Origin of the sequence: Amycolatopsis sp. NBRC 101858 (assembly GCF_030269325.1) — a bacterium.
Classification (GTDB): Bacteria; Actinomycetota; Actinomycetes; order Mycobacteriales; family Pseudonocardiaceae; genus Amycolatopsis; species Amycolatopsis ponsaeliensis.
The window spans coordinates 213,704-236,502 of record NZ_BSTD01000002.1 but is presented as its reverse complement, the minus strand read 5'-3'; the positions used below and the strand labels follow the sequence as shown (position 1 = coordinate 236,502).

Here is a 22,799-nt window from a genome sequence, read left to right as displayed (position 1 = left end):
GCAACGTTGTCACATTCGCGGGCCCGGGCGGTCAGAATGACGTCCTCGCCGAAGATCGAAGTGCGAAGGTGACCGGGATGACGTGGCTCGTGTGGGTGCTCGGCGCGGTGGTGATCGCGGCCGCCGGGGCCGGGGTCGTCGCCCTGCCCTGGTGGCGGAATCGGGACCTGCGCCGGCGGACCGCCTGGTCGGCCGCGCGGGCGGCGATCGACAGCGCCGGCGTCAGCCGGGACGCGGCGGACGCTCCCCTGCCCGAAGCCGAGCAGCTGCTGACCCGGGCGGAGACCATCGCCGCCGCGCACGGCGGCGAACGAGCGGCGCACACCGCCGAGCAGCACGCGCGCCGCGCCGACGCCCTCTGGCAGGCGGCCGCCCGTGGTTGACCGGATTCGCTGGGTCCTGCTCGCCGCGGCCGCCGCCGTGCTGGTGACGTTCCTCCTCGTGCAGCAGCAGAGCACCCAGGTCAGCTACGGCCAGGCGCCGGCGGCGAAAGACCCGATCCCCGAAGGTTCGGCCGGCGAGCTGAGCGGCGCGAGCGTCCCTTCGACCGAGCAGATGACCGCGATGGTCGAGGCCGCTCCCGTCGTGCGGCTCCCCGGCTCGATCGCAACCTGGGACGACCAGGCCGTGAAAGCCGCGGCCGGCGGCACCGAGTACCGGATCCTCGTCGCGCCACCCGGCTTGAAGAAGGAAGACGGGCAGCGGGTGCACGAGGTCGACGCCGCGACCGTCCGCGTCGTCGGCACCGAGGTCAGCGGCGGGATCCTGCAGGCCTCGGCCGACCGCGGGAGCGAGTGGATCCACCAGTTCGCCACCGGCGACGTCACCGAGTCGCTGACCACGCTGATCGCCCACCTGAACCACCAGCCCGAGCCGCCGGACCAGCCCGCTCTCGCCCGGCGCGACCCGACCGCCGCCGAGCTGGCCGAGGTCACCGCCCAGCTGCGCAGCACCGGCCGGTTCATCGCCCCGGGAGCGACGCTGAAGGACACGCCGGCGACGACGGCCGCGTTCCCCGGCGCCCAGCCGCTGTACGTCGCGCTGCCGCAACAGCCGGCCGGGCAGCCGCTGGTCCACTTCGGACCGGCGCTGGCGAAGGAGTTCCCCGGCCGCCCGATCGTCGCGATGTACGGCCAATGGGTGGAGTACGACGGGCCGTCGGCCGCCGCATTCGCGGACATCGCGACGGCGAGCTTCTACGGCCAGTTCGCGGACCGGCTCAGCACGTACGCCTACCCGCAGCGCAACGTCCTGGGCGCGTGGCTCGACCGGGTCACGGCCATCCGCTACGCCGGGCTGTTCGACCGCCCGCTGCCCTACACCCCGTTCGACCCGCTCCGGGTCGCGCTGCCCGCGCTGCCGTGGCTGTTCGCCGCCTGCGCGGCCGGGTTCCTCGTGCTGTCGGCTCGCCGCGTGGTGCGCCCGGGCCGGCCCGCCGGGACGGGTGTGCCGGCGCGCCTGGCCGGGCTGACCGCGCTCGCCGTCGAGATCTCGGGGCTGACCGACGGCGCGTCGGCCGCGGCCCTGACCCGCGGGATCACCCGGCTGACGGCGGCCCGGGAGGCGTTCACCGAGAAGCTGCCGGACAAGCACGTCCACGGCCTGCTCGACGCGGCCGAGTCCGATTTGGACACCACCGCCGGGCTGCTGGGCCGCCCCGAGTACCGGCCCGCCGAGTTCCTGCAGGGGAGGCTCGCGTGAACCGGTTCTTCCGCTCCGCGTTCGGGGTCGCGGTGCTCGGCTGCCTCGTGCTGGCGGGCTGGGCGGTGTGGTCGGCGGGCGTGTTCGACGGCGCGGTCGCCCGGCAGCTCCGGTCGGCGTCGGTGTACGTCGCGCCCGGGGTCACGCTCGACCAGCCGGCCGCGGAACGTGTGATCGGCAACCGGCGGCTGGTGGTCGGATTCCTCGAGCCGGGCGCGGACCTCAGCGACGCGTGCGACAGCCTGGGCGGTGCGGTCGACGGCACCCTCGCCGTGATGCTCAGCCGTGACGGCGACGACTTCAAGAAGTACGGCTGTTCCCGGCTGCCCGGGAGCGACGACGAGAACTTCGGCAAGGCGTTCGTCGCGGAGTCGATGATCGGTAACGGCATCGACGCCTTCACCGACCGCCCGGTGGACGCGCTGAAGGTGATGGTCGTCAACTACGACCTGCTGGTGCGCTCCGGCGCGATCCCCGACGGCGGCCGCACGGTCAGCCCGTCGCTGCCGCGGTACCTGATTGCCGCGGCCGCGGTCGGCACGGTCGTCCTGGGCTCCCTGGCGCTGTACCTCGTCTCGCGCCGGGCCACCCGGACGTCGCTGGCACGGCGCGAACGCCGGGACGCGGAAGCCGACGAGCGGACCGAGCTGGCGGCGGCCGCGGCCGTGCTGGCCCAGGCGATCATCGACCTGGACCAGCGCTACGCCAAGCAGAAGGGCACGAGCAAGTTCGCCCGGAGCTACCGGAGTCTCGTGGCGGACTACGCGAAGTTGCTGCCGGACCTCGGCCGCGACACCCCGGAGCTGCGGGCCCGGGTCGAGAAGCTGCTGACCCGGGCCCGGGGCCTGGCCGCTCAGGTGCCGTAGCGGGACTTCACGATCGACGGCGTGTCGAGGTTGTAGCCCGCGTCCATGCTCTGCGCGAGCCGCAGGTACTGGCCCTCGGCCCACATCAGCGGACCCGCACTGCCCGTCGGGCGGCCCAGTCCGAAGCAGCCGACGTCGGCGCGGTCCCAGACCTGCTCGGGCACGAAGTAGCCGTCGTTGGCCGAGTCCGCCATGGACTTGAGGTACACCGCGGCCGAGCGGCCGTTGGCCAGTTCGTACTGGCCGCGCTCCCCCGACAGCACCGGCCAGAGCCGCCCGAACCGCTGGCTGCCGCCCGCAGGCCAGCCGGTGCAGGTCGACGTGTTCTCGCCGTAGTTGTCGTGCGGGTAGCGGTGGAAGTAGACGTCGCCGTTCGGCAGCGTCACCTGCATCGCCGCATTGCCGTCGGACGCCGCCGCGGTCGGCGCGACCGAGTTCGCGATCGTCGTGTCGCCGGCCGGGCGGATGCCGAGCCGCACCAGGTCGAGGAACCCGAAGTCGGTCACGTCGTGTTCGTAGAAGCAGCCTTCGTCGAAGCAGATCGTCGCGCCGTCGTTCGGGTTCCCGGCGCGGTCGAGCCGCTCGTAGTAGGTGTGGCCGCCCCAGTAGCCGGACGTCGTGACCGTCCAGCCCGCCAGGGAATTGCGCCAGGAGTCCGCTGTGGACTCCCACGACGTCGCGCTCGCGGTGTCGCCGTTGGCCCGGGCGAGGGCGCCCGCGGCGATCAGGCCGGCGATCTCGGCGGCGACTGACGACGGCGACTTGCCGTACTGCTCCTCCCAGCGCTCGGTGGTGTCCGGGCCCGTCGCGACGATGTGGTTCGCCGTCGTCTTGACCTTGGCGTAGGTCGAGGCGTCGGTGAGGCCGGTCAGCCAGGCCAGCAGGATCGCGTCGGCGTCCTGGTCGAGCTGTTCGCAGCAGCCGAGCTGCTGGGCGCTCGCGCCGGCGACACCGGAAACCGGGCTGTAGCGCGGGAAGGAACCCGCCGGGTACATCATGCCGTCGCCCGCGGTCGGGCTGCCGATCCACTGGGAGTTCCACAGGAACTGGGCCATCCGCTTGGCCTGCGCGCTGTCTCCGGCGGCCAGCAGGCCGGTCGCCTGCTGGTAGAGGTCGCGGCCCCAGACGCGGTGGTAGCCGTCGTTGAGCTGGTCGCCGTTGGTGAAGTTGCCCCACGGGGTCGCCAGGCCCGCGACGCTCGCGCCGGGGTGCTGCTTGTCCTCGGCGGTCTTGAGCGCCATCGCCGCGACGTAGTAGGCGCGACGGCGTTGCGTGTCCCCGGAAACGCTGGCGGGTGCGGGTTTCAGGCCGCCCACGTAAGAGTTCCAGCCGGTGCGGTAGGACGTTGCCACGGCGGAGAACCCGCTGCTCAGCGAACCGCTTGCGGCGGATGTGGCGGCGGCCGCGGTGCTGCCGTAGCCGAGTGCGACGGTGAACGTCGTGTCGGTGCCGACCGGGATCTGTCCACACTGGACCACGTTGCCGGTGCCGGAGATGTTGTCGAACTGGTTGTTCAGGGTCTTGTCGGCGCGCAGGTCTACCAGGCAGTCGCTGGCCGCTCCGCTGTAGCCGTTGTCGTGTGCGGTGAAGCCGGTCGAGACGCGCAACGCTGAGACGACCGTCGTGGCGGTGCCGCCGAACAGGGTCTCGGTTCCGCTGGAGACGAGGCCGCTGCCGTCCCACCAGGCGTTGTCGTTTGCGCCGCCGCCGGCCATCGACGGGTTGGCCAGGAGGTAGAGGCGGTAGCTTCCGCCGTCGAGGGACTGGAAACGGGTGTTCCGGATGAGTGTCGCGCGGGCCGGGTCGGTTACGTAGTCCGTTGTGATGCGGTACTTCCCGCTCTTCGCCGTGTTGGTGACCGTGTACTGCAGGGCCTTCTCGTCGGGCATGATCACGACGTGGTTCGTGGCGTCGCGCTCCAGGTCTACGAAGGTGCTGCCGTCCGTGACCACGAACTGCATGTCCTGCATGTTCGGGATGTCGGCTCGGGGGTAGAAGACCTCCGATGTGACTCCGTCGGCGACCGTGAACCACACCGGGCTGGTTGTTGTCGTCGAGGTTCCCAGGGCTGACTTGTTGCCCGTTGCCCAGGATGCTCCGCTGCCGCAGCAGTCCGTTGCCGTGCCCGTTGCCTGTGCTGTGCCGGGTAGTGCTCCGGTTAGGAGGAGTCCTGCTCCTGCGCAGGCCAGGATCGCTTTCCACCTGATCATCGAGACCCCTTCGACGGCGATGTCGTTAATATGTTGCGGGTCGCAACATATTGGGGGTTGGGGCTGTGACAAGCAATGTCCGATCGGGCTGGATCGATTCAGGCCTGTTTGTTTCTCGCTCTCCGCCACCCCGACGCCTGATTGTGACTACGGCCGACAGCACCGCGTCAAGGCGGGAAAGATGCCTTGACCCGGTGCCGCCGGCCGTGTTCTGGCTTCGGATCGGGGTTGCGGGGGGTCTGGGTTCCAGCCCCTTCGGGGCCGGTTCGTCTACGCGTCGGCGATGCGGTCCAGCCACTCCGCGAGTAGTACCCGCTCGGCCTTGGACAGCACCTCCGCGCCGTCGAGACCCGCGCGCAACGCGATCGCGCGCTCCGGCAGGTCGGATCCGGCCGACCCCTCGGTGCCGGTGAGAATGCGGCTCAATACCGTCTCGCGGGCTGTTGCCGACAGCTCCGCGTCGCGCTCTGCCTCCGGCGTTGCGATCAGCGATAGCACCACGCCCATGCCCGTTGCGTACACCAGGCGCGCCGCGCGCTCGACGCTCACCCGCAGGCGGCCGGCCTCTGCCACTCGCTCGACGATGCTTCGCAGCATCGACTCCGCCTCGCGGGCTGCCGGGGATGTGCGGCCTGGGCGCGCGTCGCCGTACATCAGCACGTAGAACTCTGGGCGCGATAGCCCGAACTCGATGTGCAGGTCCCAGCCGCGGCGGAGGTCCTCTACCGCGTCGCCCGTTGACCCCAGGGCGCGCTTGCTCGTCAGGTACTCGTCGAATCCGTACGCCGCGACCGCGTCGAGTAGGCCGTCCTTGTCTCCGAACAGCCGGTACAGCGCCGGTGGCTGGACGCCCGCCGCTGCGCTCACCGCGCGGGTCGACAGACCGTCGCGTCCCTCTGCCACCAGCAGCGCTGCTGCCGCTTCGAGGATGCGCTCGCGGGTGTCCGATGCCGTCTTCGTCGCCATGGTTCCGATGATAACAAATCCTCGGTAGCACTCGGTTAGTATCGGTGATACGGTCGGTTGGGTAACGACGGAAACAGGGAGAACCCCCATGCATACCCGCACCCTCGGCCGGACCGGTCCGGCCGTCAGCGCCCTCGGCCTTGGCCTGATGGGCATGTCCGACCTCTACGGCCCGGCCGATGAGACCGAGTCGGTCGCGACGATCCATTCCGCTCTCGATGCCGGTGTGACCCTGCTCGATACCGGTGACTTCTACGGCATGGGCCACAACGAACTGCTGCTGCGCGACGCACTGCGTGGCCGCAACCGCGAGAAGGCGGTGATCAGCGTCAAGTTCGGCGCGCTGCGCGGGCCGGATGGCTCCTGGCTCGGCAACGACAGCCGGCCGGAGGCCGTCAAGACGTTCCTCGCCTACAGTCTGCGCCGCCTCGGCACCGACTACGTCGACGTCTACCGCCCGGCCCGGCTCGATCCCGCCGTGCCGATCGAAGACCAGGTCGGTGCCCTCGCCGAGCTGGTGCGGGCCGGCTACGTCCGTCACATCGGCCTGTCGGAGGTCGGCGCGGAGACCCTGCGGCGCGCCGCCGCCGTGCACCCGATCTCCGACCTGCAGATCGAGTATTCGCTGCTCTCCCGCGGGATCGAGGCGGACATCCTGCCGGTCGCCCGCGAGCTGGGTATCGGCGTCACCGCGTACGGCGTCCTCTCGCGCGGCCTGCTCAGCGGGCACTGGACGCCTTCGCGGGAGCTGAGCGCCGGTGACTTCCGCGGCCACAGCCCGCGGTTCCAGGGTGACAACCTCGAGCGCAACCTGACGCTGACCGACGCCCTCGGCAAGCTCGCCGCCGGGAAGGGCGTCACGACCGCGCAGCTCGCCATCGGGTGGGTCGCCGCGCAGGGCGAGGACATCGTCCCGCTGGTGGGCGCCCGCACGCGGGCCCGGCTGGCCGAGTCCCTGGGCACCGCCGACGTCGAGCTGACAGCCGACGACCTGGCCACGATCGAGGCCGCTGTCCCCTCCGGCGCCGCAGCCGGCGACCGCTACGCCGCCGCGCTGCTGGATCACCTCGACAGCGAGAAGTAGTCGACCGCGACACGGTGGGCGAGGCGGCGCAGCAGCGGCGCCGCCTCCGCCATGCACCGTGCCGGGTCCGGTTCGAGGTCGGTCAACGCATACGCGGCCGAGATGCCCGCCTCAGCCAGCTCCACCGAAGACAGCTGACAACGTCCGGACACCGCGACGCACGGAATCCCTTTCGCCGCCGCGGCCCGGGCGACACCCGCCGGGGCCTTGCCGGACAACGTCTGCTCGTCGAGTGAACCCTCACCGGTGATGACGAGCGAGGCACCGGTCAGGGCCGCGTCGAAGCCGAGCAGGTCGAGCAGCAGCTCGATGCCGGGCCGCATCCGTGCGCCCAGCACGGCCATCGCGGCGAAGCCCACTCCCCCGGCCGCACCGGCACCCGGCCGCTCGGCGAACTCCGGTCCGGCGACCGACGCCCAGTTCCGCAACGCCGCGTCCAGTGTCGCGACGTCGTCGGGGGTCGCGCCCTTCTGTGGGCCGTAAACAGAAGCAGCCCCGCGCGGGCCGTGGAGCGGATTGTCCACATCGCTCGCCAGCTCGATGTCCACTCCGGACAAGTCCACTTCGGACAGATTCAGCGAAGCGAGCCGGGACAGCGCCGCGCCGCCGGGCGGGAGGTCCCGCCCGGCGGCGTCCAGGAGCCGGGCACCCAGTGCGGCCAGCATGCCCGCGCCACCGTCGGTGCAGGCACTGCCGCCGACGCCGAGCACGATCCGGCGGCACCCGGCCAGCACCGCCGCGGCGAGCACGTCGCCGGTACCCGCGCTGGTCGCCGTGAGCGGCGCCAGGGCCCCGGGCAGCCGGTGCAGCCCGGACGCCTCCGCCAGCTCGACGACGGCGGTGTCCCCGCGGACCGCGTAGGACGCCGTCACCGGCGCGCCCGTCGGCCCGCGCGCCGGGACCCGCACCCGCCGGAACCCGGCGGCGACGGCGGCGTCCACCGTGCCGTCGCCGCCGTCGGCCACGGGAAGGGTCCGCACCGCGAGCGCGGGGTGGACGTCGGCGAGGCCCGCAGCCACCGCCGACGCCACCTCGGCCGCGGTCAGCGACCCCTTGAACTTGTCCGGTGCGACGAGGACGCTCACGCGCTCGCCTTGTACGCCCGCCAGTCGCCGACCTCGGTGATGTCCCGCAGCGCGACGTGCGAGGTGTAGGGCCGCCGCAGCAGCATCGCGAACGCCGAGCTGCCGTCGGCCAGCTCCACCACACCCAGCTCCAGCTCGTGCGGCTCGGACGGGAGCACCTTGTCCCGCAGGTCGTCCAGCGAGACGTCGTACACCTCGCCGGTCACCGCCGCGCCGCCGTGCGACACCGGGTACAGCGCCGGGCACTGCTCCCCGACGGCGTAGAACCGGTACTTCGGGGCGGTTTTCGCGCTGGTCACGAACGGCGCGCCGGCCAGCAGGTGGTGCAGGGGCTCGCCACGCATGGCGCCACCGTTGAAGAACATCAGGGCCACCGGAACTCCTAACGGAAGAGGGCTTCGACGCCGTCGACGGCGAAGTAGACCGCGAACACCAGCGCCAGCAGGGAAAGCAGCCAGCCGGCCTCGCGCCACTTGCCGCGGCCGATCTTGATCAGCACGAACGCGATCAGGCCGGCGCCGACGCCGTTGGTGATCGAATAGGTGAACGGGATCAGGGCGGCGGTCAGGAACACCGGGATCGTGTAGTCCGGGTCGTTCCAGGGGATGGTGCGGCACTGGGCGACCATCATGCCGCCGATGACCACCAGCGCGGGTGCGGCCGCCTGGGCCGGGACCACCCCGGCGAGCGGCGTGAACAGCAGCGTCCCGGCGAACAGCAGCCCGGTGACGACGCTCGCGAGGCCCGTCCGGGCACCCTCGCCGACGCCCGCCGCGGACTCGAGGAACACCGTGTTCGGCGACGAGCCGGTGACCCCGCCGGCGATCGCGCCCGCGCCGTCGACCAGCAGGATTCGGCCCATCCGCGGGACCTTGCCGTTCTTCGACAGCCCGGCCTCGTCGGAGACGCTGGTGATCGTGCCCATCGCGTCGAAGAACCCGGACAGCACCAGGGTGAACAGGAACACCGTGGCCGCGAGCGCCCCCGCCGAGGCGAACCCGCCGAAGAGGTCGATGTGGCCGAAGAGCCCGAAGTCGGGCGCCGCGACGACGTGGTCGGGCAGGGCCGGGGCGGTGAGGCCCCAGCCGCCGACGCCGAACCCCTCGTGCAGCACGACCGCGAACACCGTCGCCACGCCGATGCTGATCAGCACCGCACCGGGCACCTTGCGGGCCATCAGCACGATCATCAGCAGCAGCCCGAAGCAGAACACCACGATCGGCCAGCCGTGCAGGTGCCCGCTCGCCCCGAGGCGCACCGGGACCGTGGTCTGCGCGGCGTCCGGCATCCGGGTCACGAACCCGGCGCTGACCAGCCCGACCAGGGCGATGTAGAGCCCGATCCCGACGGTGATCGCCATTTTGAGCGGCCGGGGGATGGCGTTCATGATCCGCTCGCGGACGCCGCTGACGGCCATCAGCACGATGCAGACGCCTTCCAGCACCACCAGCCCGAAGGCCTGCGCCCAGGTCATTGTCGGGGCCATCTGGAACGCGACGATGCCGTTGATGCCGAGGCCGGCGGCCAGTGCGAGGGGCGCGTTGCCGACGACGCCCATGAGAATCGTCATCACCGCGGCGGCCAGCGCCGTCGCGGTGGTCACCTGCGCGGCCGACAGCCGGGCGCCGGTGATGTCGGCGGAAGCGCCGAGGATGAGCGGGTTCAACAGCACGATGTAGGCCATCGCGACGAACGTCGTGACGCCGCCGCGGACTTCGCGGCCCACCGTGGATTGCCGGGCGCGCAGCTCGAACAGCCGATCGAGCAAAGAGCGCCGTGGCGCGGGTACTTCGTCGACTACGGGGGTGGGGACTTCGGTCTGGGTCATGCGTCCTGCCCTTGCCGGTGGGTGTGCTCGGCCAGGCCAAGGCACAGCGCCGTGCCTGGGCGAGCGGGACGTTCGATTCGGTTTGCTCCGGTCAGCTGGCCTTGTGGGTCAGTAGTCGGTGCGGTCGCTCTTGTCGAGCCAGGCCGCGAAGGGCGCGAATCCGTCCTTTGCGGACAGTCGCGTGACGGGGACCGTCCAGGTGTCGCGCGGACGGTCGAAGAGCTCGTAGAAGGCGCGGTCGTCGAAGCCGGCCTTGGCCGCGTCGTCGCGGTCGGCGGCGAAGAGGACCTTGTCGACGCGCGCCCACAGCGCCGAGGACAGGCACATCGGGCACGGCTCACAGCTGGAGACGAGCACGCAGCCGTCGAGCTTGAACGTGCCGAGCGCCTGGCAGGCCGCGCGGATGGCGACGACTTCGGCGTGCGCGGTCGGGTCGAGGTTCGCGGTGACGCGGTTGACGCCGGTGGAGACGATCTCACCGTCCTGCACGATCAGCGCGCCGAAGGGCCCGCCGCCGTTCGCGACGTTCGTCTCCGCGATGCGGACGGCTTCGTCGAGCCATTCCTGTTCGGCGGAAATCGACGTGGTCATCTCAGACTCCAGTGATGTGTTCGGGGCGGATGGGGACGCGCGGCAGCTCGAGGCCGGTCGCCGCGCGGATGGCGTTGGCGATCGCCGGGGTGGCGGAGATCGTGGGTGGCTCGCCGACGCCGCGGACGCCGTAGGGCGCGTGCGGGTCGGGCCGCTCGAGGACGTCGATGCGCATCGGCGGCATGTCCAGGATGGTCGGGATGAGGTAGTCGGTGAACGACGGGTTCCGCACCTTGCCGTCCTTGACCAGGATCTCCTCCATCACGGCGAGACCGAGGCCCTGGGCCGAGCCGCCCTGGATCTGGGCGATGACGGCGTCGGGGTTCATCGCCTTGCCGACGTCCTGGGCGCAGTCGAGCTGCACGACCTTGACGAGGCCGAGGTCCACGTCGACGTCGACCACCGCGCGGTGCGCCGAGAAGCCGTACTGGACGTGGGCGTCGCCCTGGCCGGTCTCCGGGTCGAGCGGGTAGGTCTTGCGGTGGTGGAACTCGCGGGTCTCCTCGATCGCGGTCTCCCCCAGCAGCTCGGCCAGGTCGGCGACGACCTCGCCGTCGGCCGCGACGACCTTCCCGCCGGTCAGGGACATGCCTTCGGACGGCAAGCCGAGCCGGGCGTAAACGCCTTCGGCGACCGCGCGGCAGGCGTTGCGGACCGCGCCACCGGTGACGTACGTCTGGCGCGACGCGGAACTGGAGCCCGCGTCGCCGACGCTCGTGTCGGCCGGGTGCACGCTCACCCGCGTCAGGCCCAGCTCGGTGCGGGCGATCTGCTGCTGCAGCGTGACGAGCCCCTGGCCGACCTCGGCCGCGGCGGTGTGCACCATCGCCACCGCCTCGCCGCCGAGCACCTCCAGCCGGACGCGGGCGGTCGAATAGTCGTCGAGGCCTTCGGCGTAGGAGATGTTCTTGATGGTGACGCCGTAGCCGACACCGCGGACGACGCCTTCGCCGTGGGTGGTGTTGGACGCGCCGCCGGGCAGCTCGCGGATGTCGCGCTCGCCGGCGGGCTCGGGCGGCAGCGGCAGGTCACGCAGGCGCTGGACCAGCTCGGCGACCGGCGCCGGGAAGTCGACCACCTGACCGGTGACCACAGTGGACCCTTCGCTCAGGGCGTTGCGGATCCGCAGTTCGGCCGGGTCCATGCCCAAGACGGCCGCGAGCTTGTCCATTTGGGACTCGTAGGCGTAGGTCGGCTGGACCGCGCCCAGACCGCGCATGGCACCGCAGGTCGGGTTGTTGGTGTAGACGCCCCAGCCCTCGATGTGCGCGTTCGGCACGTCGTAGGGGCCGACGCTCAGCGTGGTGCCGTTGCCGACCACGACCGGGGTCTTGGACGCGTACGCGCCGCCGTCGAAGTACATCTTCGCGCGGACGTACACGAGCTTGCCGTCGCGGGTCGCGCCGTGCTCGTAGTACATCTTCGCCGGGTGGCGGTGGACGTGCCCGAAGAACGACTCGAGGCGGTTGTAGCTCATCTTCACCGGGCGCCCGGTGCGCAGCGCGAGCATGCACGAGTGGATCTGCATGGACAGGTCTTCGCGGCCGCCGAACGCGCCGCCGACGCCGGACAGCGTCAGCCGGACCTTTTCCAAGGGGAGCCCGAGGGCCTTGGCCGTCTGGCGCTGGTCGACGTGCAGCCACTGGGTGGCCAGGTAGAGGTCGACGCCGCCGTCCTCGGCCGGCACCGCGAGGCCCGACTCCGGGCCGAGGAACGCCTGGTCCTGCATGCCGATCTCGTAGACGCCGGACACGACGACGTCCGCGGTCGCCGTCGGGTCGCCCTTGACGATCCGCTGGTGGCGGACGAGGTTCCCGTCCGGGTGCAGCTTCGGGAGGGTGTCGTCGTGCGCCGCCCGCTCGGGGTCGGTGATCGGCTCGAGGACGTCGTACTCGACGACGATCTCCTTGAGCGCCTGCCGCGCGATCTCCGGGTGGTCGGCGGCGAGGATCGCGACCGGCTCGCCCTGGAACCGGACCAGGTCGGCGGCCAGCGCCGGGGTGTCCTGGTACTTGAGGCCGTAGACGTTCTCGCCGGGGACGTCCTCGTGCGTGAGCACGGCGTGCACGCCTGGCTGGGCCAGCGCGCGCGAGACGTCGAGGCGGACGATCCGGGCGTGCGGGTGCGGGCTGCGCAGCGTGGCGCCCCACAGCATGTCCTCGTGCCAGAGGTCGGAGGAGTAGGCGAACTCGCCGCGGACCTTGAGCGTGCCGTCCGGGCGCAGCGGGCTCTCGCCGATGCCGCCGGCGATCGTGTCCTGCATTTCCTGCGGGGACCGGGCCGGGGCGCTCATCGCACGGCCTTCTTCGCGGCGGCGTCGCGGACGGCGTCGAGGATCTTCTCGTACCCGGTGCAGCGGCAGAGGTTCCCGGCGAGGGCTTCGCGGATCTCGACGTCGCTGGGGTCGGGGACGCGCTCGATGAGGTCGTGCGCGGCGACCAGCAGGCCCGGCGTGCAGAACCCGCACTGGACCGCGCCCTGCTCGACGAACGACTCCTGCACCGGGTCGAGCTCGTCTCCGGAAGCGAGCCCTTCAACCGTGACGACGTCGCGGCCCTCGGCCTGCCCGGCCGCGACCAGGCACGCGCAGGCCGGGACGCCGTCGACGTAGACCGTGCACGAGCCGCATTCGCCCTGTTCGCAGGCGTTCTTCGAGCCGGGGAGGCCCAGCCGCTCGCGCAGCATGTACAGGAGGCTCTCGCCTTCCCAGACGTTGTCCGCCCGGCGGGATTCGCCGTTGACGGTGACGTTCACGCGCACTTCGCGCTCCCTCCGCAGTATTCGGTCCAGGCCCAGGTCAGCGTGCGCCGCGCCATCACGCCGAGGGCGTGGCGGCGGTAGGCGGCACTCCCCCGGACGTCGTCGATCGGCGAGGCGGCTCCGGCGACCAGGTCGCCGAAGCGGCGCTTCACGGAGTCGTTGAGCGCCTTCGGGGCGTCCCAGTCCAGCTCGCCGGCCAGGAACTCCTCGGCGTCGAAGGCCCGGCGCGGGGTCGGCGCGGCCGAGCCGACCCCGGTGCCGACGCGCCGTTGCTCCGGGTGCAGCGCCAGCCCGAACGCCGCGACCGCGATCACCATCGCGTTGCGGGTGCCGATCTTGCTGAACTGCTGGGGCCCGGTGGCCGGCGCCAGCAGCACGGACGTGATGAGCTCGTCCGGCTCCAGGACGTTCCGCTTGACCCCGACGTAGAAGTCCTTCGCGGCGACGATCCGGGTGCCGCGCACCGAGGCGATTTCGACCTCGGCGTCGGCGGCCAGCAGCGCCGGGTGCGAATCGCCCGCAGGCGAAGCTGCGCCCAGATTGCCGCCCACCGAACCGCGGTTGCGGATCTGCGGGGACCCGACGGTCCGCGACGCCATCGCGAGGCCGGGCAGCTTCGCGCCCAGTTCGGTGATGATCCGGGTGTAGGGCACGGCCGCGCCGAGCCGGATCCGGCCGCCATCGGTGCCGTGCTCGTGGAGCTCGGCGACGCGGCCGAGGTCGAGCAGGGCGCCGGGCCGACGGTGGTCGAAGTTGAGCTCGACCATCACGTCCGTGCCGCCGGCGATCGGGACCGCACCGGGGCTCGCGGCCTTCGCGGCGAGCGCGTCGGCCAGCGTGGCGGGTCGGAGGAATTCCACTGTGGACGTCCTTTCGGGGCTGCTTCGTGAAGAAGTACACACGCTGGGGTGTGGTCGCGACCACGGCAAAACCCCTGAAAGACGGGTGAATTTACGGCCCCGGTTTGTACTTTCCGACAACCCCTTGATCGCGAGCGCGGAAAGGCCGCCGTACGAGGTCAGGGTCTCGTACGGCGGCCTGGGTCACGCGGGGTGTTACGCGGGTTCGAACTCCTTCACGGCGTCGAGGGCGGCACCCATGGCGGCGTTGCCCTCACGTTCGATCATGATCTCCACCAGGACCGGCCGGCTGGTGCGCTCGGCCTCCTTGCGGGCCCATTCCAGGGACGTCCGGATCTCGGCCGGCTCGTGCACGCGGGTGCCCGAGCAGCCGTAGGCCTCCATGATCTTGACGTTGTCCGTGCCGTTCGAGTCGTAGTGGATGTCGACTTCGAAGTTCATGTCGTAGCCGGTCTCGGCCTGGCGGATCAGGCCGAGGTACTCGTTGTTGAGCATGATCAGCACGAACCCGACGTCGTACTGGGCGGCCACCGCCAGCTCCTCGACGAGGAACTGGAACGAGTAGTCGCCGACCACGCCGACGACTTCGGCCTCCGGCCGCGCCTTCTTGACGCCGATCGCGGCGGGGATCTCCCAGCCGAGCGGGCCGGCCTGGCCGCAGACCTGGTAGTGGCGCGGCTTGTGCGCCTTCTGGAACTGGCCCGACCAGATCTGGTAGAGCCCGATCGCGGTGACGAAGTAGGTGTCCTCACCGAAGGTTTCGTTGATCTCCTTGAAGACCCGCGGCGCCTTGATCGGCAGGCTGTCGAAGTCGTCGCGCCGGGGAAGCGCTTCCTTGAGCTCCGCGATCCGGCCCACCCATTCGCGCCGCTGGGAGACTTCGCGCTTCTCCAACGCGGCCAGCAGCGCGTCGAGGAACTCCCGCGTGTCCGAGACGATCCCGAGGTCCGGCCCGAACACCTTGCCCAGCTGGGTCGGCTCGATGTCGACGTGGATGAACTTCCGGTCACCCCGGTACACCGACAGCTCGCCGGTGTGCCGGTCGCCGAACCGCGCGCCCAGTGCCAGCACCAGGTCGGCCTCCAGGAAGGCGGCGTTCGCCCAGCGCTGCGACGTCTGGATGCCGGCCATCCCGGCGAACAGCTCGTTGTCCTCCGGGAAGCTGCCCTTGCCCATCAGCGTCACCTGCACCGGGACGTCGAGGCGCTCGGCCGCCGCTCGCAGTTGCTCGCTCGCCTCACCGAGGACGACCCCGCCACCGGCCAGGATCAGCGGGCGCTCGGCCTGGAGGAGCATCTCGAGGGCCCGCTCGACCCGCGCCGACGCAGGCTTCACCGCCGTGACCGGCAGCGGCGAGTCGATCGAGGAGTCCCACTCGATGTCCTGCTTCTGGACGTCGATCGGCAGGTCGATGAGCACCGGGCCGGGGCGGCCGGACCGGGCGACCCGGAACGCCTCGCGGAAGATCCACGGCAGCTGCGCGGCCTCCTTGACCTGCACCGCCCACTTCGTCACGGGCTTGGCGATCTCGACGATGTCGACCGCCTGGAAGGCCTCCTGGTGCAGCTTCGTCGTCGCGGCCTGGCCGGTGATGCAGATCATCGGGATCGAGTCCGCGTGCGCGGTGTAGAGCCCGGTGATCATGTTCGTCCCGGCCGGGCCGGATGTGCCGATCGCGACGCCGACGTTCCCGTTCGTCCGGGCCCAGCCGTCGGCCATGTGCGTCGCGCCCTCTTCGTGGCGGACGATCAGGTGCTCGATCGCCCGGCCTTGCAGGGCGTTATACAGCGGGAGGATGGCCGCGCCGGGGCAGCCGAAGACGGTGTCGACGCCTTCGCTCTCCAGGACGTCGACGACCGCTTGCATGGCGGGGATTCTGGGCATGTCACACCTCCGCCGGGACGCGGCCCGACAACTGTTCGACGACCTTCAGCAAGGCCGAGTGGTCCAGGGAGCCGTGGCCCATGGCGCGGCCGGCGGCGACGAGCTGGGCGACCAGCCCGGTGAGCGGGAGCGCGACGTCGGCCTGCCGGGCGGCGGCCAGCGCGATCCCCATGTCCTTGTGGTGCAGGTCGATCCGGAACCCGGGCGCGAACTGGCGGTCCACCATGGACTTGCGCTTGAGCTCGAGGATCCGGCTGCCGGCCAGTCCCCCGGCGAGCACGTCGAGGCCGGTGGCGGCGTCCACACCGGACGCTTCGAGCAGTACGATCGCCTCGGCGACCAGGCCGTAGATGCCGCCCACGACGAGCTGGTTGGCCGCCTTCACGACCTGGCCCGCGCCGTGCGGGCCGACGTGCACGATGGTCTTGCCGAGCGCTTCCAGCACCGGCTTCCCGGCCTCGAAGTCCTCCTCGGCGCCGCCGACCATGATCGACAGCGACGCCTGCTCGGCACCGGCCTGCCCACCGGACACGGGAGCGTCGAGGACGCGGATCTTCTTGTCCCGCGCGGCTTCCGCGACCGCGATCGACGTCTCGGGGCGGATGGTGCTCATGTCGATCAGCAGCGTGCCCGGCTCCGCGGCGTCCAGCACCCCACCCGAGGCCAGCACGACCTCCTCGACCTGCGGGTGGTTCGGCAGCATCGTGACCACGACGTCGGCCCCGGCCACGGCGTCCGCGACGCTCGTCGCGGCCCGCCCGCCGGCGGCCGCCAGCTTCTCGCCGGCCGCGGCGTTGACGTCGTAGCCGCTGACGTTGCGCCCAGCCGCGACCAGGTGCGCAGCCATCGGGGCACCCATCACGCCGAGTCCGATGAATCCCAGTTTCATGCTCGTCCCCTTCGGGTTTTCGGCAGCCAGGCCAGCGACGTGACGGTGTCGGGCTCCGGGACGTACTCGATCCCGACGAACCCGTCGTAACCCGCGTCCTGCAGCTTCGCGAGGCGCCCGCCGAGGTCCAGCGAGCCGGTGCCGGGCTGGTGGCGCCCGGGTGCGTCGGCGATCTGCACGTGCCCGATCCGGGCGAGGTGGGTCGTCGCCAGTGCGTCCAGGTCGTCGCCGTTGACTGCCAGGTGGTACAGGTCGGCCAGCAGCCGCACGTTGCCGCGCCCGAGGTCGTCGAGCACGGCCACGGCGTCCGCGGCGGTCTTGAGCGGATAGCGGTCCGCGCCGGAGAGCGGTTCGAGGACCAGCTGCGCGCCGATCTTCGCAGCGGCCTCGGCGGCCGTCGCGAGGTGGACCAGCGCCAGGTCGTCCTGCTTGGCCGGTTCTTCGCCGTCGAGCCGGTTGCCGTAGAGCGCGTTGAAGCTGCGGCAGCCGGTGCGTTCGGCGATCCCGAGCGCGACGCCGAGGCTGTCGGCGAACTCGGCCTCGCGGCCGATCCACGACACGAGACCCCGCTCCCCCGCCGCCATGTCGCCGGCGAAGAAGTTCAGCCCGCGCAGCCGGACGCCGTCCAGGCTCCGCACGAAGGCATCCACCTCGTCGCGCGCGGGGACGGCGGAGTCGAACGGCCACCAGTACTCGACGTCGGTGAACCCGGCCTCCCGCGCGGCGGCCGCGCGCTCGAGCAGCGGCACCTCCTTGAACAGGATCGACAGGTTGGCGGCGTACGGCAGGGAGTGCCCCTCGTCTGGCATCGCGACCTCGAATTTCACTATCCGGAATTTTTCTTTCGCATATCGAGAATAGCTGCTGACCTGCGCCGCGGTCAACGGTCACCCGCGACAGCGACCGGCCGCCGTCGCCAACCTGGTCGAGGACGACAGGGAGCACCGACATGGCCGGACACGGCATCCTCGCCGTCGTCCATCACGGCTGCACCGCCTTCACGCACCTCGTCGTGTCCGGCCCCGGACGGGGCCGGCTGGTGAACGTCGACCTCGACGGCTTCCCCGCCCCATACGTGCTGGAGGACAAGGACTTTCTCGCTTGGTACGAGCGCTGGCTCGCCGAGCTGCTCGCCGGGTGCGACGTGGTGGACTTCGGCGAGAAGCTGCCCGGCGGCGAAGGCACCCTGCTCGCGATCCTCGCCGAAGACCCGTCGCCTCGGCGGCCCGATCGGTCACGCTGCTGCGCGAAATCAGCCCGGCGGCCACCCGCGCCTTCGCTGCTGCCGCGGCCGACCCGGTCGACCAGGCTCCGCATTTACGGGGTGGCCCCGCCGAGCCGCGAACTCGCGGCATTGCCGCCTACCACCTCGGTACGGCGAACGGCGACGCGCGCGCTCCTCGAACAGCTGCTCGCCGGCACCGACCCGGCCGTCCGCCGCCAAGGCGTGCAGACCGCCGAGCGGCGGGACGAACGCAGACTGCCGCTGCCCTGCGCCGGCGAGAGGCCATCAAAGACGACCCGACCCCTCCGCCGCGTGCTCCCGGCGTGGACCTAGCGGTTCTGGACGTGCTGCCAGCCGAAGCGGCCCTTGATGCAGAGGTTCCCGTGCGTCACCGAGCTTTCGTGCGGTGAGGTCACCTTGACGATCTCGTTGTCCTGGACGTGCAGTGTCAAGTTGCAGCCCACCCCGCAGAACGTGCACACGGTCGTCGTCGCCGTCTGGCGGGACTCGTCCCAGGTGCCGTCCTCGCGCTTGTCGTACTCGCGCTTGAAGCTGAGCGCCCCGGTCGGGCAGACCTCGACGCAGTTGCCGCAGTACACGCAGGCGCTGTCGGGCAAGGGGTTCGAGAACTCCGTCGAGATCCGCGCGTCGAACCCGCGGCCCGCCACGCTGATCGCGAACGAGTTCTGCCACTGGTCGCCGCACGCGTCGACGCACTTGTAGCAGAGGATGCACTTCGCGTAGTCCCGGACGTAGAGTTCGTTGTCCACCAAGGCCGGTTGTGCCACCGTCGCCGCGTCCGGGCCGAAGCGGTCCGGATCCGCGCCGGCTTCGGCCATCCAGCGGCCGACGTCCGGGGTCGTCGACAGGTCCGTCGCCGACGCCAGCAGCTCCAGGACCACCTTGCGGCTGGTCCGCGTCCGCGCCGAGTCCGTGTGCACCACCATGCCCGGCTCGGCCTTGCGCGAGCACGACGGCACCAGCGTCCGCGAGCCCTCGACCTCCACCATGCAGACGCGGCAGGCGTTCGCCGGCTCCAGGGTGTCGCCGTAGCACAACGTCGGGATCTCCTTGCCCGCCGCCGTGCACGCGTCGAGGATCGTCGAGCCTTCCGGTACGCGGACGCTTTCACCGTCCACGGTGAACTCGACCAGCCGCCGCGGGATCCCGATGTCCACAATGGTCATTGCAGTGCTCCCAGCCGGTCGATGGCGGACTCGATGGCGTTCCACGCGGTCTGGCCGAGCCCGCAGATCGACGAGTCCCGCATCACCTGCCCGACTTCGCGCAGCAGCGGCCGCTCGTCCGCCCCGGCCGCGAGCACGCGCTTGATCGCTTCCTCCTGCCGCACGGTCCCGATCCGGCACGGGACGCACTGGCCGCACGACTCGTCGCGGAAGAACTCCGCGATCCGCAGCAGGAACCCGCCGAGGTCGGCCAGGTCGTCGAGCACCAGCACGACACCGGACCCCAGCGTCGTCTTCGCCGCCCGCGCGTCCTCGAACGTGAGCGGCAGGTCCAGCTCGTCCGGCCGGACGAACCCACCCGCCGCGCCACCGAGCAGGATCGCGCGCAGCGACCGGCCCTCGGGCACTCCCCCGGCCAGGGTGAGCAGCGATCGCAGCGTCGTGCCGAAGGGCACCTCGTAGACGCCGGGACGTTCGACGTTCCCGGACAGGCAAAACAGCTTCGGCCCGGCCGAGGCCTCCGTGCCGAGGGAACGGTACGCGGCCGCGCCCTCGGTCAGGATCAGCGGCACGTTCACCAGCGTCTCGACGTTGTTGACCACGGTCGGCTTGCCGAACAATCCCTGTTCGACCGGGAACGGCGGTTTCGTGCGGGGTTCGCCGCGGAAGCCCTCGATCGAGTTGAAGATCGCGGTCTCCTCGCCACAGATGTAGGCGCCCGCGCCGCGGCGGATCTCGATGTCGAACGAGAATCCCTCGTGTCCCATGATGTCCACGCCGAGGAACCCGCGTTCCCGGCAGACCTCCAGGGCGTTGCGCAGCAACCGCAGCGCCCGCGGGTACTCGCCCCGCAGGTAGACGTACCCCTGCCGGGCACCGATCGCGAACGCGGCGATCGTCATCGACTCCACCAGTGCGAACGGGTCGCCTTCGAGCAGCACCCGGTCCTTGAACGTGCCGGGCTCGCTCTCGTCGGCGTTGCACACGAGGTAGTGCGGCCCGGTGGGCTGGGCGGCCGTCGCGGCCCACTTTCGCCCGGTCGGGAACGCCGCCCCGCCGCGGCCGAGCAGCCCCGAGTCGGTGACCTCGCGGATCACCGCGGCCTCGCCCATCCGCAGCGCGTTGCGCAGCGCCGCATAGCCGCCGGCCGCCCGGTAGTCGTCCAAACTGGACGGATCGACCACGCCGACCCGGCGCAGCAGCCGCAGGCCGTCCCGCTGGTGGATCACCGGCGGCGAGCCCTCGCCCGCGGGCTCCCGCTGCGCGGCCAGCACGGCCGAAGCGCCGGTCGCCGGGGCGAGCAGCTCGGTGGTGGCCGGGTCGCCGGCTTGGAACGTCAGCGCCGCGGGGGCTCGTTCGCAGACGCCGAGGCACGGGCTGCGCAGCCACGTGACCCCGGCGCGCGCCTTCCCCGCGGCGCCGACGTGCTCGGTGAGGACGTCGCACACGGTGTCCGCGCCCTTGAGCCGGCAGGCCAGGTCGGTGCACACGTGCACCACCCGCTCCGGCCGCTCCTCCAGCGCGAACAGCGAGTAGAAGCTCGCCACGCCGTACGCGTCCGCGGGCGGCACGTGCAGCGTCTCGCAGATGAGGTTGAGCGCGCCCTGGCTGATCCAGCCGACCCGGTCGTTGACCGCGTGCAGGGCGGGCAGCAGCCGGTCGCGGCCGCCACCGGCGAACCCGGCGACGGCGTCCCGTTCTTCGCGGGTCGCGACGGCGTCGAGGAGCTTGAGGTCCACCTCAGACCTCCACCGGCAGCTTCTCGACGCGGATGGCCGCGGCCTTGTACTCGGCGGTCCCGGCGATCGGGCAGGTCGCCTCGATGGTGATGATGTTGACGTCCACCTCGTCCGGGAAGTGGAAGGTCATGAACGCCAGCCCCGGCTTCAGCCCGGTGTCGAGCCGGACCGGCGCGACGATCTCCCCGCGCCGCGACGAGATCCGGACCAGCTCGTCGGGTTCGACGCCCAGCGAACGCGCGTCCTCCGGGCAGAGGTCGAGGGTCTCGCCCTGCCGCATCGGCGACGAGAACCCGCCCGACTGGACGCCCGTGTTGTAGGAATCCAGCCGCCGCCCGGTGGTGAGCCGGATCGGGAACTCCTCGGTCAGCAGGTCGACCGGCGGGCTGTGCTCGAGCACGGTGAACGGCGCCGGGCGGCCGCGCTCGGCGGGGTCGTCGGCCCACAGCCGGCCGTGCAGGAACGTCGGTTCGAGGGTGTCTTCGGAGTAGCACGGCCACTGGATGCCGCCGAGCTCTTCCAAGCGCGCGTAGGACATCCCGGCGTGCATCGGCGACAGCGAGCGCAGCTCGTCCCAGACCTCCTCGCCGCCGGTGTAGCGCCAGTCGTGGCCGAGCCGGCGGGCCAGCTCGGACAGCAGCTCGATGTCGTCGCGTGCGCCCACCGGCGGTTCGAGGGCCTTGCGGACGCGCTGGACCCGGCGTTCGGAGTTGGTGAAGGTGCCGTCGCTCTCGCACCAGGCCGCCGACGCCGGCAGCACGACGTCGGCCAGCTGCGCGGTCTTGGTGAGGAAGATGTCCTGCACGATCAGGTGGTCCACGGTGGAAAGCCGCTTGATCGTGTGCTCGCAGTCCGCTTCGGACTGGATCGGGTTCTCGCCGATGATGTACACGCAGGTCAGGTCGCCGCGTTCCATCGCGTCGAGCATCTGGGTGAGGTTGAGGCCCTTGTGCGGCGGGATCGACGAGCCCCACGCGGTGTCGAACTTCGCCCGCACGTCGGCATCGAGGACGTCCTGGAAGCCCGGCATGCGGTCCGGGATGGCGCCCATGTCGCCCCCGCCCTGGACGTTGTTCTGCCCGCGCAGCGGGTTCAGCCCGGCGCCGTAGCGGCCGACCTGACCGGCCAGCAGCGCGAGGTTGATCAGCGAGAGGACGTTGTCGGTGCCGTTGTGGTGCTCGGTGATGCCGAGGGTCCACGACAGCTGCCCGCGGTCGGCGCGGGCGTAGGTGTGCGCGAGCTCCTTGATCAGCTCGGCCGGGACGCCGGTGGTCTTCTCCGCCACCTCCAGGGTCCACGGCTCGACCGACGCGGCGAACTCGGCGAACCCCTCGGTGGCGCGCTCGATGAACGTGGTGTTCGCCAGTCCGGAGTGGATGATCTCGCGCGCGATGGCGTGGGCCAGCGGGATGTCGGTGCCGACCTCGAGCTGCAGCTGCCGGTGCGCCCAGCTCCCGGTACTGGTCCGGCGCGGGTCGACGACGAAGAGCTTCGCTCCCCGGTGGACGGCCTTGAGCACGTGGTGGAAGAAGATCGGGTGCGCCTCACGCGGGTTGCCGCCCCAGATCACGATGACGTCGGCGTCCTCGATCTCCTGGTAGGACGACGTCCCGCCGCCGCTGTCGAAGACCCGCGCCAGCCCGGCGACGCTCGGCGCGTGACAGGTGCGGTTGCACGAGTCGACGTTGTTCGTGCCGATCACCGCGCGGGTGAACTTCTGCGCGACGAAGTTCATCTCGTTGGTCGCCCGGGCGCACGAGAACATCCCGAACGCCTCGGGGCCCTTGCTGTCGAGGGTCCGGCGGATCCCGGCGGCGGCCCGGTCGAGGGCTTCGTCCCAGGTCGCCGGCCGCAGCACGCCGGAGTCGCGCACCAGCGGCTGGGTGAGCCGGACGTACGGCTCGGTCTTCCTGCGCTTCACGGG

General features: G+C 71.3%; 20 protein-coding genes. 5 read left to right on the top strand and 15 right to left on the bottom strand.

The window, feature by feature from the left end:
* Window positions 1-77 precede the first annotated feature (77 nt).
* The 3 genes from QSK39_RS14295 to QSK39_RS14285 are packed head-to-tail and all read left to right on the top strand — an operon-like array spanning window position 78 to window position 2,567.
* Window positions 78-383 carry a DUF6403 family protein gene (locus tag QSK39_RS14295; RefSeq protein WP_285478214.1) on the top strand — a complete coding sequence of 102 codons (306 nt, stop codon included), beginning with the start codon at window positions 78-80 and terminating at the stop codon, window positions 381-383.
* Window positions 376-1,701, top strand: a complete 1,326-nt coding sequence (locus QSK39_RS14290) for a hypothetical protein (RefSeq protein ID WP_285478213.1) — start codon at window positions 376-378, stop codon at window positions 1,699-1,701. The genes QSK39_RS14295 and QSK39_RS14290 overlap by 8 nt, the downstream gene beginning before the upstream one ends.
* A complete protein-coding gene (locus QSK39_RS14285; RefSeq protein WP_285478212.1) occupies window positions 1,698-2,567 on the top strand; it encodes a hypothetical protein in 870 nt (289 codons plus the stop codon). The genes QSK39_RS14290 and QSK39_RS14285 overlap by 4 nt, the downstream gene beginning before the upstream one ends.
* Here QSK39_RS14285 and QSK39_RS14280 read toward each other — a convergent pair.
* Window positions 2,555-4,777, bottom strand: a complete 2,223-nt coding sequence (locus tag QSK39_RS14280; protein ID WP_285478211.1) for a glycoside hydrolase family 15 protein — start codon at window positions 4,775-4,777, stop codon at window positions 2,555-2,557. The two genes, QSK39_RS14285 and QSK39_RS14280, sit on opposite strands and share 13 nt — an antisense overlap.
* A 270-nt stretch (window positions 4,778-5,047) precedes the next feature.
* Window positions 5,048-5,743 (bottom strand): TetR/AcrR family transcriptional regulator, encoded by a 696-nt coding sequence (locus tag QSK39_RS14275; protein WP_285478210.1) that lies wholly within the window; start codon window positions 5,741-5,743, stop codon window positions 5,048-5,050.
* Between the two features lie 88 nt (window positions 5,744-5,831).
* Here QSK39_RS14275 and QSK39_RS14270 point away from each other — a divergent pair, with 88 nt between their 5' ends.
* Window positions 5,832-6,827: an aldo/keto reductase gene (locus QSK39_RS14270; RefSeq protein ID WP_285478209.1), complete on the top strand. Its 996-nt coding sequence runs from the start codon at window positions 5,832-5,834 to the stop codon at window positions 6,825-6,827.
* Here QSK39_RS14270 and QSK39_RS14265 read toward each other — a convergent pair.
* The 10 genes from QSK39_RS14265 to QSK39_RS14220 all read right to left on the bottom strand — a co-directional run bounded on the left by QSK39_RS14265 (window position 6,806) and on the right by QSK39_RS14220 (window position 17,533).
* Window positions 6,806-7,912, bottom strand: coding sequence for a glycerate kinase (locus QSK39_RS14265; RefSeq protein WP_285478208.1), 1,107 nt, complete (start codon window positions 7,910-7,912; stop codon window positions 6,806-6,808). The two genes, QSK39_RS14270 and QSK39_RS14265, sit on opposite strands and share 22 nt — an antisense overlap.
* Window positions 7,909-8,286 carry an allophanate hydrolase-related protein gene (locus QSK39_RS14260; protein WP_285478207.1) on the bottom strand — a complete coding sequence of 126 codons (378 nt, stop codon included), beginning with the start codon at window positions 8,284-8,286 and terminating at the stop codon, window positions 7,909-7,911. The genes QSK39_RS14265 and QSK39_RS14260 overlap by 4 nt, the downstream gene beginning before the upstream one ends.
* Window positions 8,287-8,294: 8 nt before the next feature.
* Entirely contained in the window at window positions 8,295-9,740 is a 1,446-nt protein-coding gene (locus QSK39_RS14255) for an NCS2 family permease (RefSeq protein ID WP_285478206.1), read from the bottom strand.
* Window positions 9,741-9,848: 108 nt separating this feature from the next.
* Window positions 9,849-10,331: a nucleoside deaminase gene (locus tag QSK39_RS14250; RefSeq protein ID WP_285478205.1), complete on the bottom strand. Its 483-nt coding sequence runs from the start codon at window positions 10,329-10,331 to the stop codon at window positions 9,849-9,851.
* Between the two features lies 1 nt (window position 10,332).
* The gene (gene pucD / locus QSK39_RS14245) at window positions 10,333-12,624 is read right to left on the bottom strand and encodes a xanthine dehydrogenase subunit D (RefSeq protein WP_285478204.1); all 2,292 of its coding nucleotides are present in this window, start codon (window positions 12,622-12,624) and stop codon (window positions 10,333-10,335) included.
* The gene (locus QSK39_RS14240) at window positions 12,621-13,091 is read right to left on the bottom strand and encodes a (2Fe-2S)-binding protein (RefSeq protein WP_285478203.1); all 471 of its coding nucleotides are present in this window, start codon (window positions 13,089-13,091) and stop codon (window positions 12,621-12,623) included. The genes pucD and QSK39_RS14240 overlap by 4 nt, the downstream gene beginning before the upstream one ends.
* Window positions 13,082-13,951, bottom strand: coding sequence for an FAD binding domain-containing protein (locus tag QSK39_RS14235; protein ID WP_285478202.1), 870 nt, complete (start codon window positions 13,949-13,951; stop codon window positions 13,082-13,084). The genes QSK39_RS14240 and QSK39_RS14235 overlap by 10 nt, the downstream gene beginning before the upstream one ends.
* Window positions 13,952-14,146: 195 nt before the next feature.
* Window positions 14,147-15,835, bottom strand: coding sequence for a glyoxylate carboligase (gcl, locus tag QSK39_RS14230; RefSeq protein WP_285478201.1), 1,689 nt, complete (start codon window positions 15,833-15,835; stop codon window positions 14,147-14,149).
* 1 nt (window position 15,836) lies between these two features.
* Window positions 15,837-16,724, bottom strand: a complete 888-nt coding sequence (locus QSK39_RS14225) for a 2-hydroxy-3-oxopropionate reductase (protein WP_285478200.1) — start codon at window positions 16,722-16,724, stop codon at window positions 15,837-15,839.
* On the bottom strand, window positions 16,721-17,533 hold the full coding sequence (locus QSK39_RS14220) for a hydroxypyruvate isomerase family protein (RefSeq protein ID WP_285479905.1): 813 nt from the start codon (window positions 17,531-17,533) through the stop codon (window positions 16,721-16,723). Before QSK39_RS14220 ends, QSK39_RS14225 begins: the two co-directional genes overlap by 4 nt.
* A gap of 140 nt (window positions 17,534-17,673) precedes the next feature.
* On the opposite strand from QSK39_RS14220, the gene QSK39_RS14215 reads away from it, so the two are divergent.
* Window positions 17,674-18,282 (top strand): hypothetical protein, encoded by a 609-nt coding sequence (locus QSK39_RS14215; protein ID WP_285478199.1) that lies wholly within the window; start codon window positions 17,674-17,676, stop codon window positions 18,280-18,282.
* Here QSK39_RS14215 and QSK39_RS14210 read toward each other — a convergent pair.
* From QSK39_RS14210 to QSK39_RS14200, 3 genes are read right to left on the bottom strand one after another with little or no spacing between them, the layout of a single operon-like run.
* Window positions 18,279-19,136, bottom strand: a complete 858-nt coding sequence (locus QSK39_RS14210) for a 2Fe-2S iron-sulfur cluster-binding protein (protein ID WP_285478198.1) — start codon at window positions 19,134-19,136, stop codon at window positions 18,279-18,281. The genes QSK39_RS14215 and QSK39_RS14210 overlap by 4 nt on opposite strands.
* Entirely contained in the window at window positions 19,133-20,875 is a 1,743-nt protein-coding gene (locus QSK39_RS14205) for an NAD(P)H-dependent oxidoreductase subunit E (RefSeq protein ID WP_285478197.1), read from the bottom strand. Before QSK39_RS14205 ends, QSK39_RS14210 begins: the two co-directional genes overlap by 4 nt.
* 1 nt (window position 20,876) lies before the next feature.
* On the bottom strand, window positions 20,877-22,796 hold the full coding sequence (locus QSK39_RS14200; protein WP_285478196.1) for a molybdopterin oxidoreductase family protein: 1,920 nt from the start codon (window positions 22,794-22,796) through the stop codon (window positions 20,877-20,879).
* Between the last annotated feature and the right edge of the window lie 3 nt (window positions 22,797-22,799).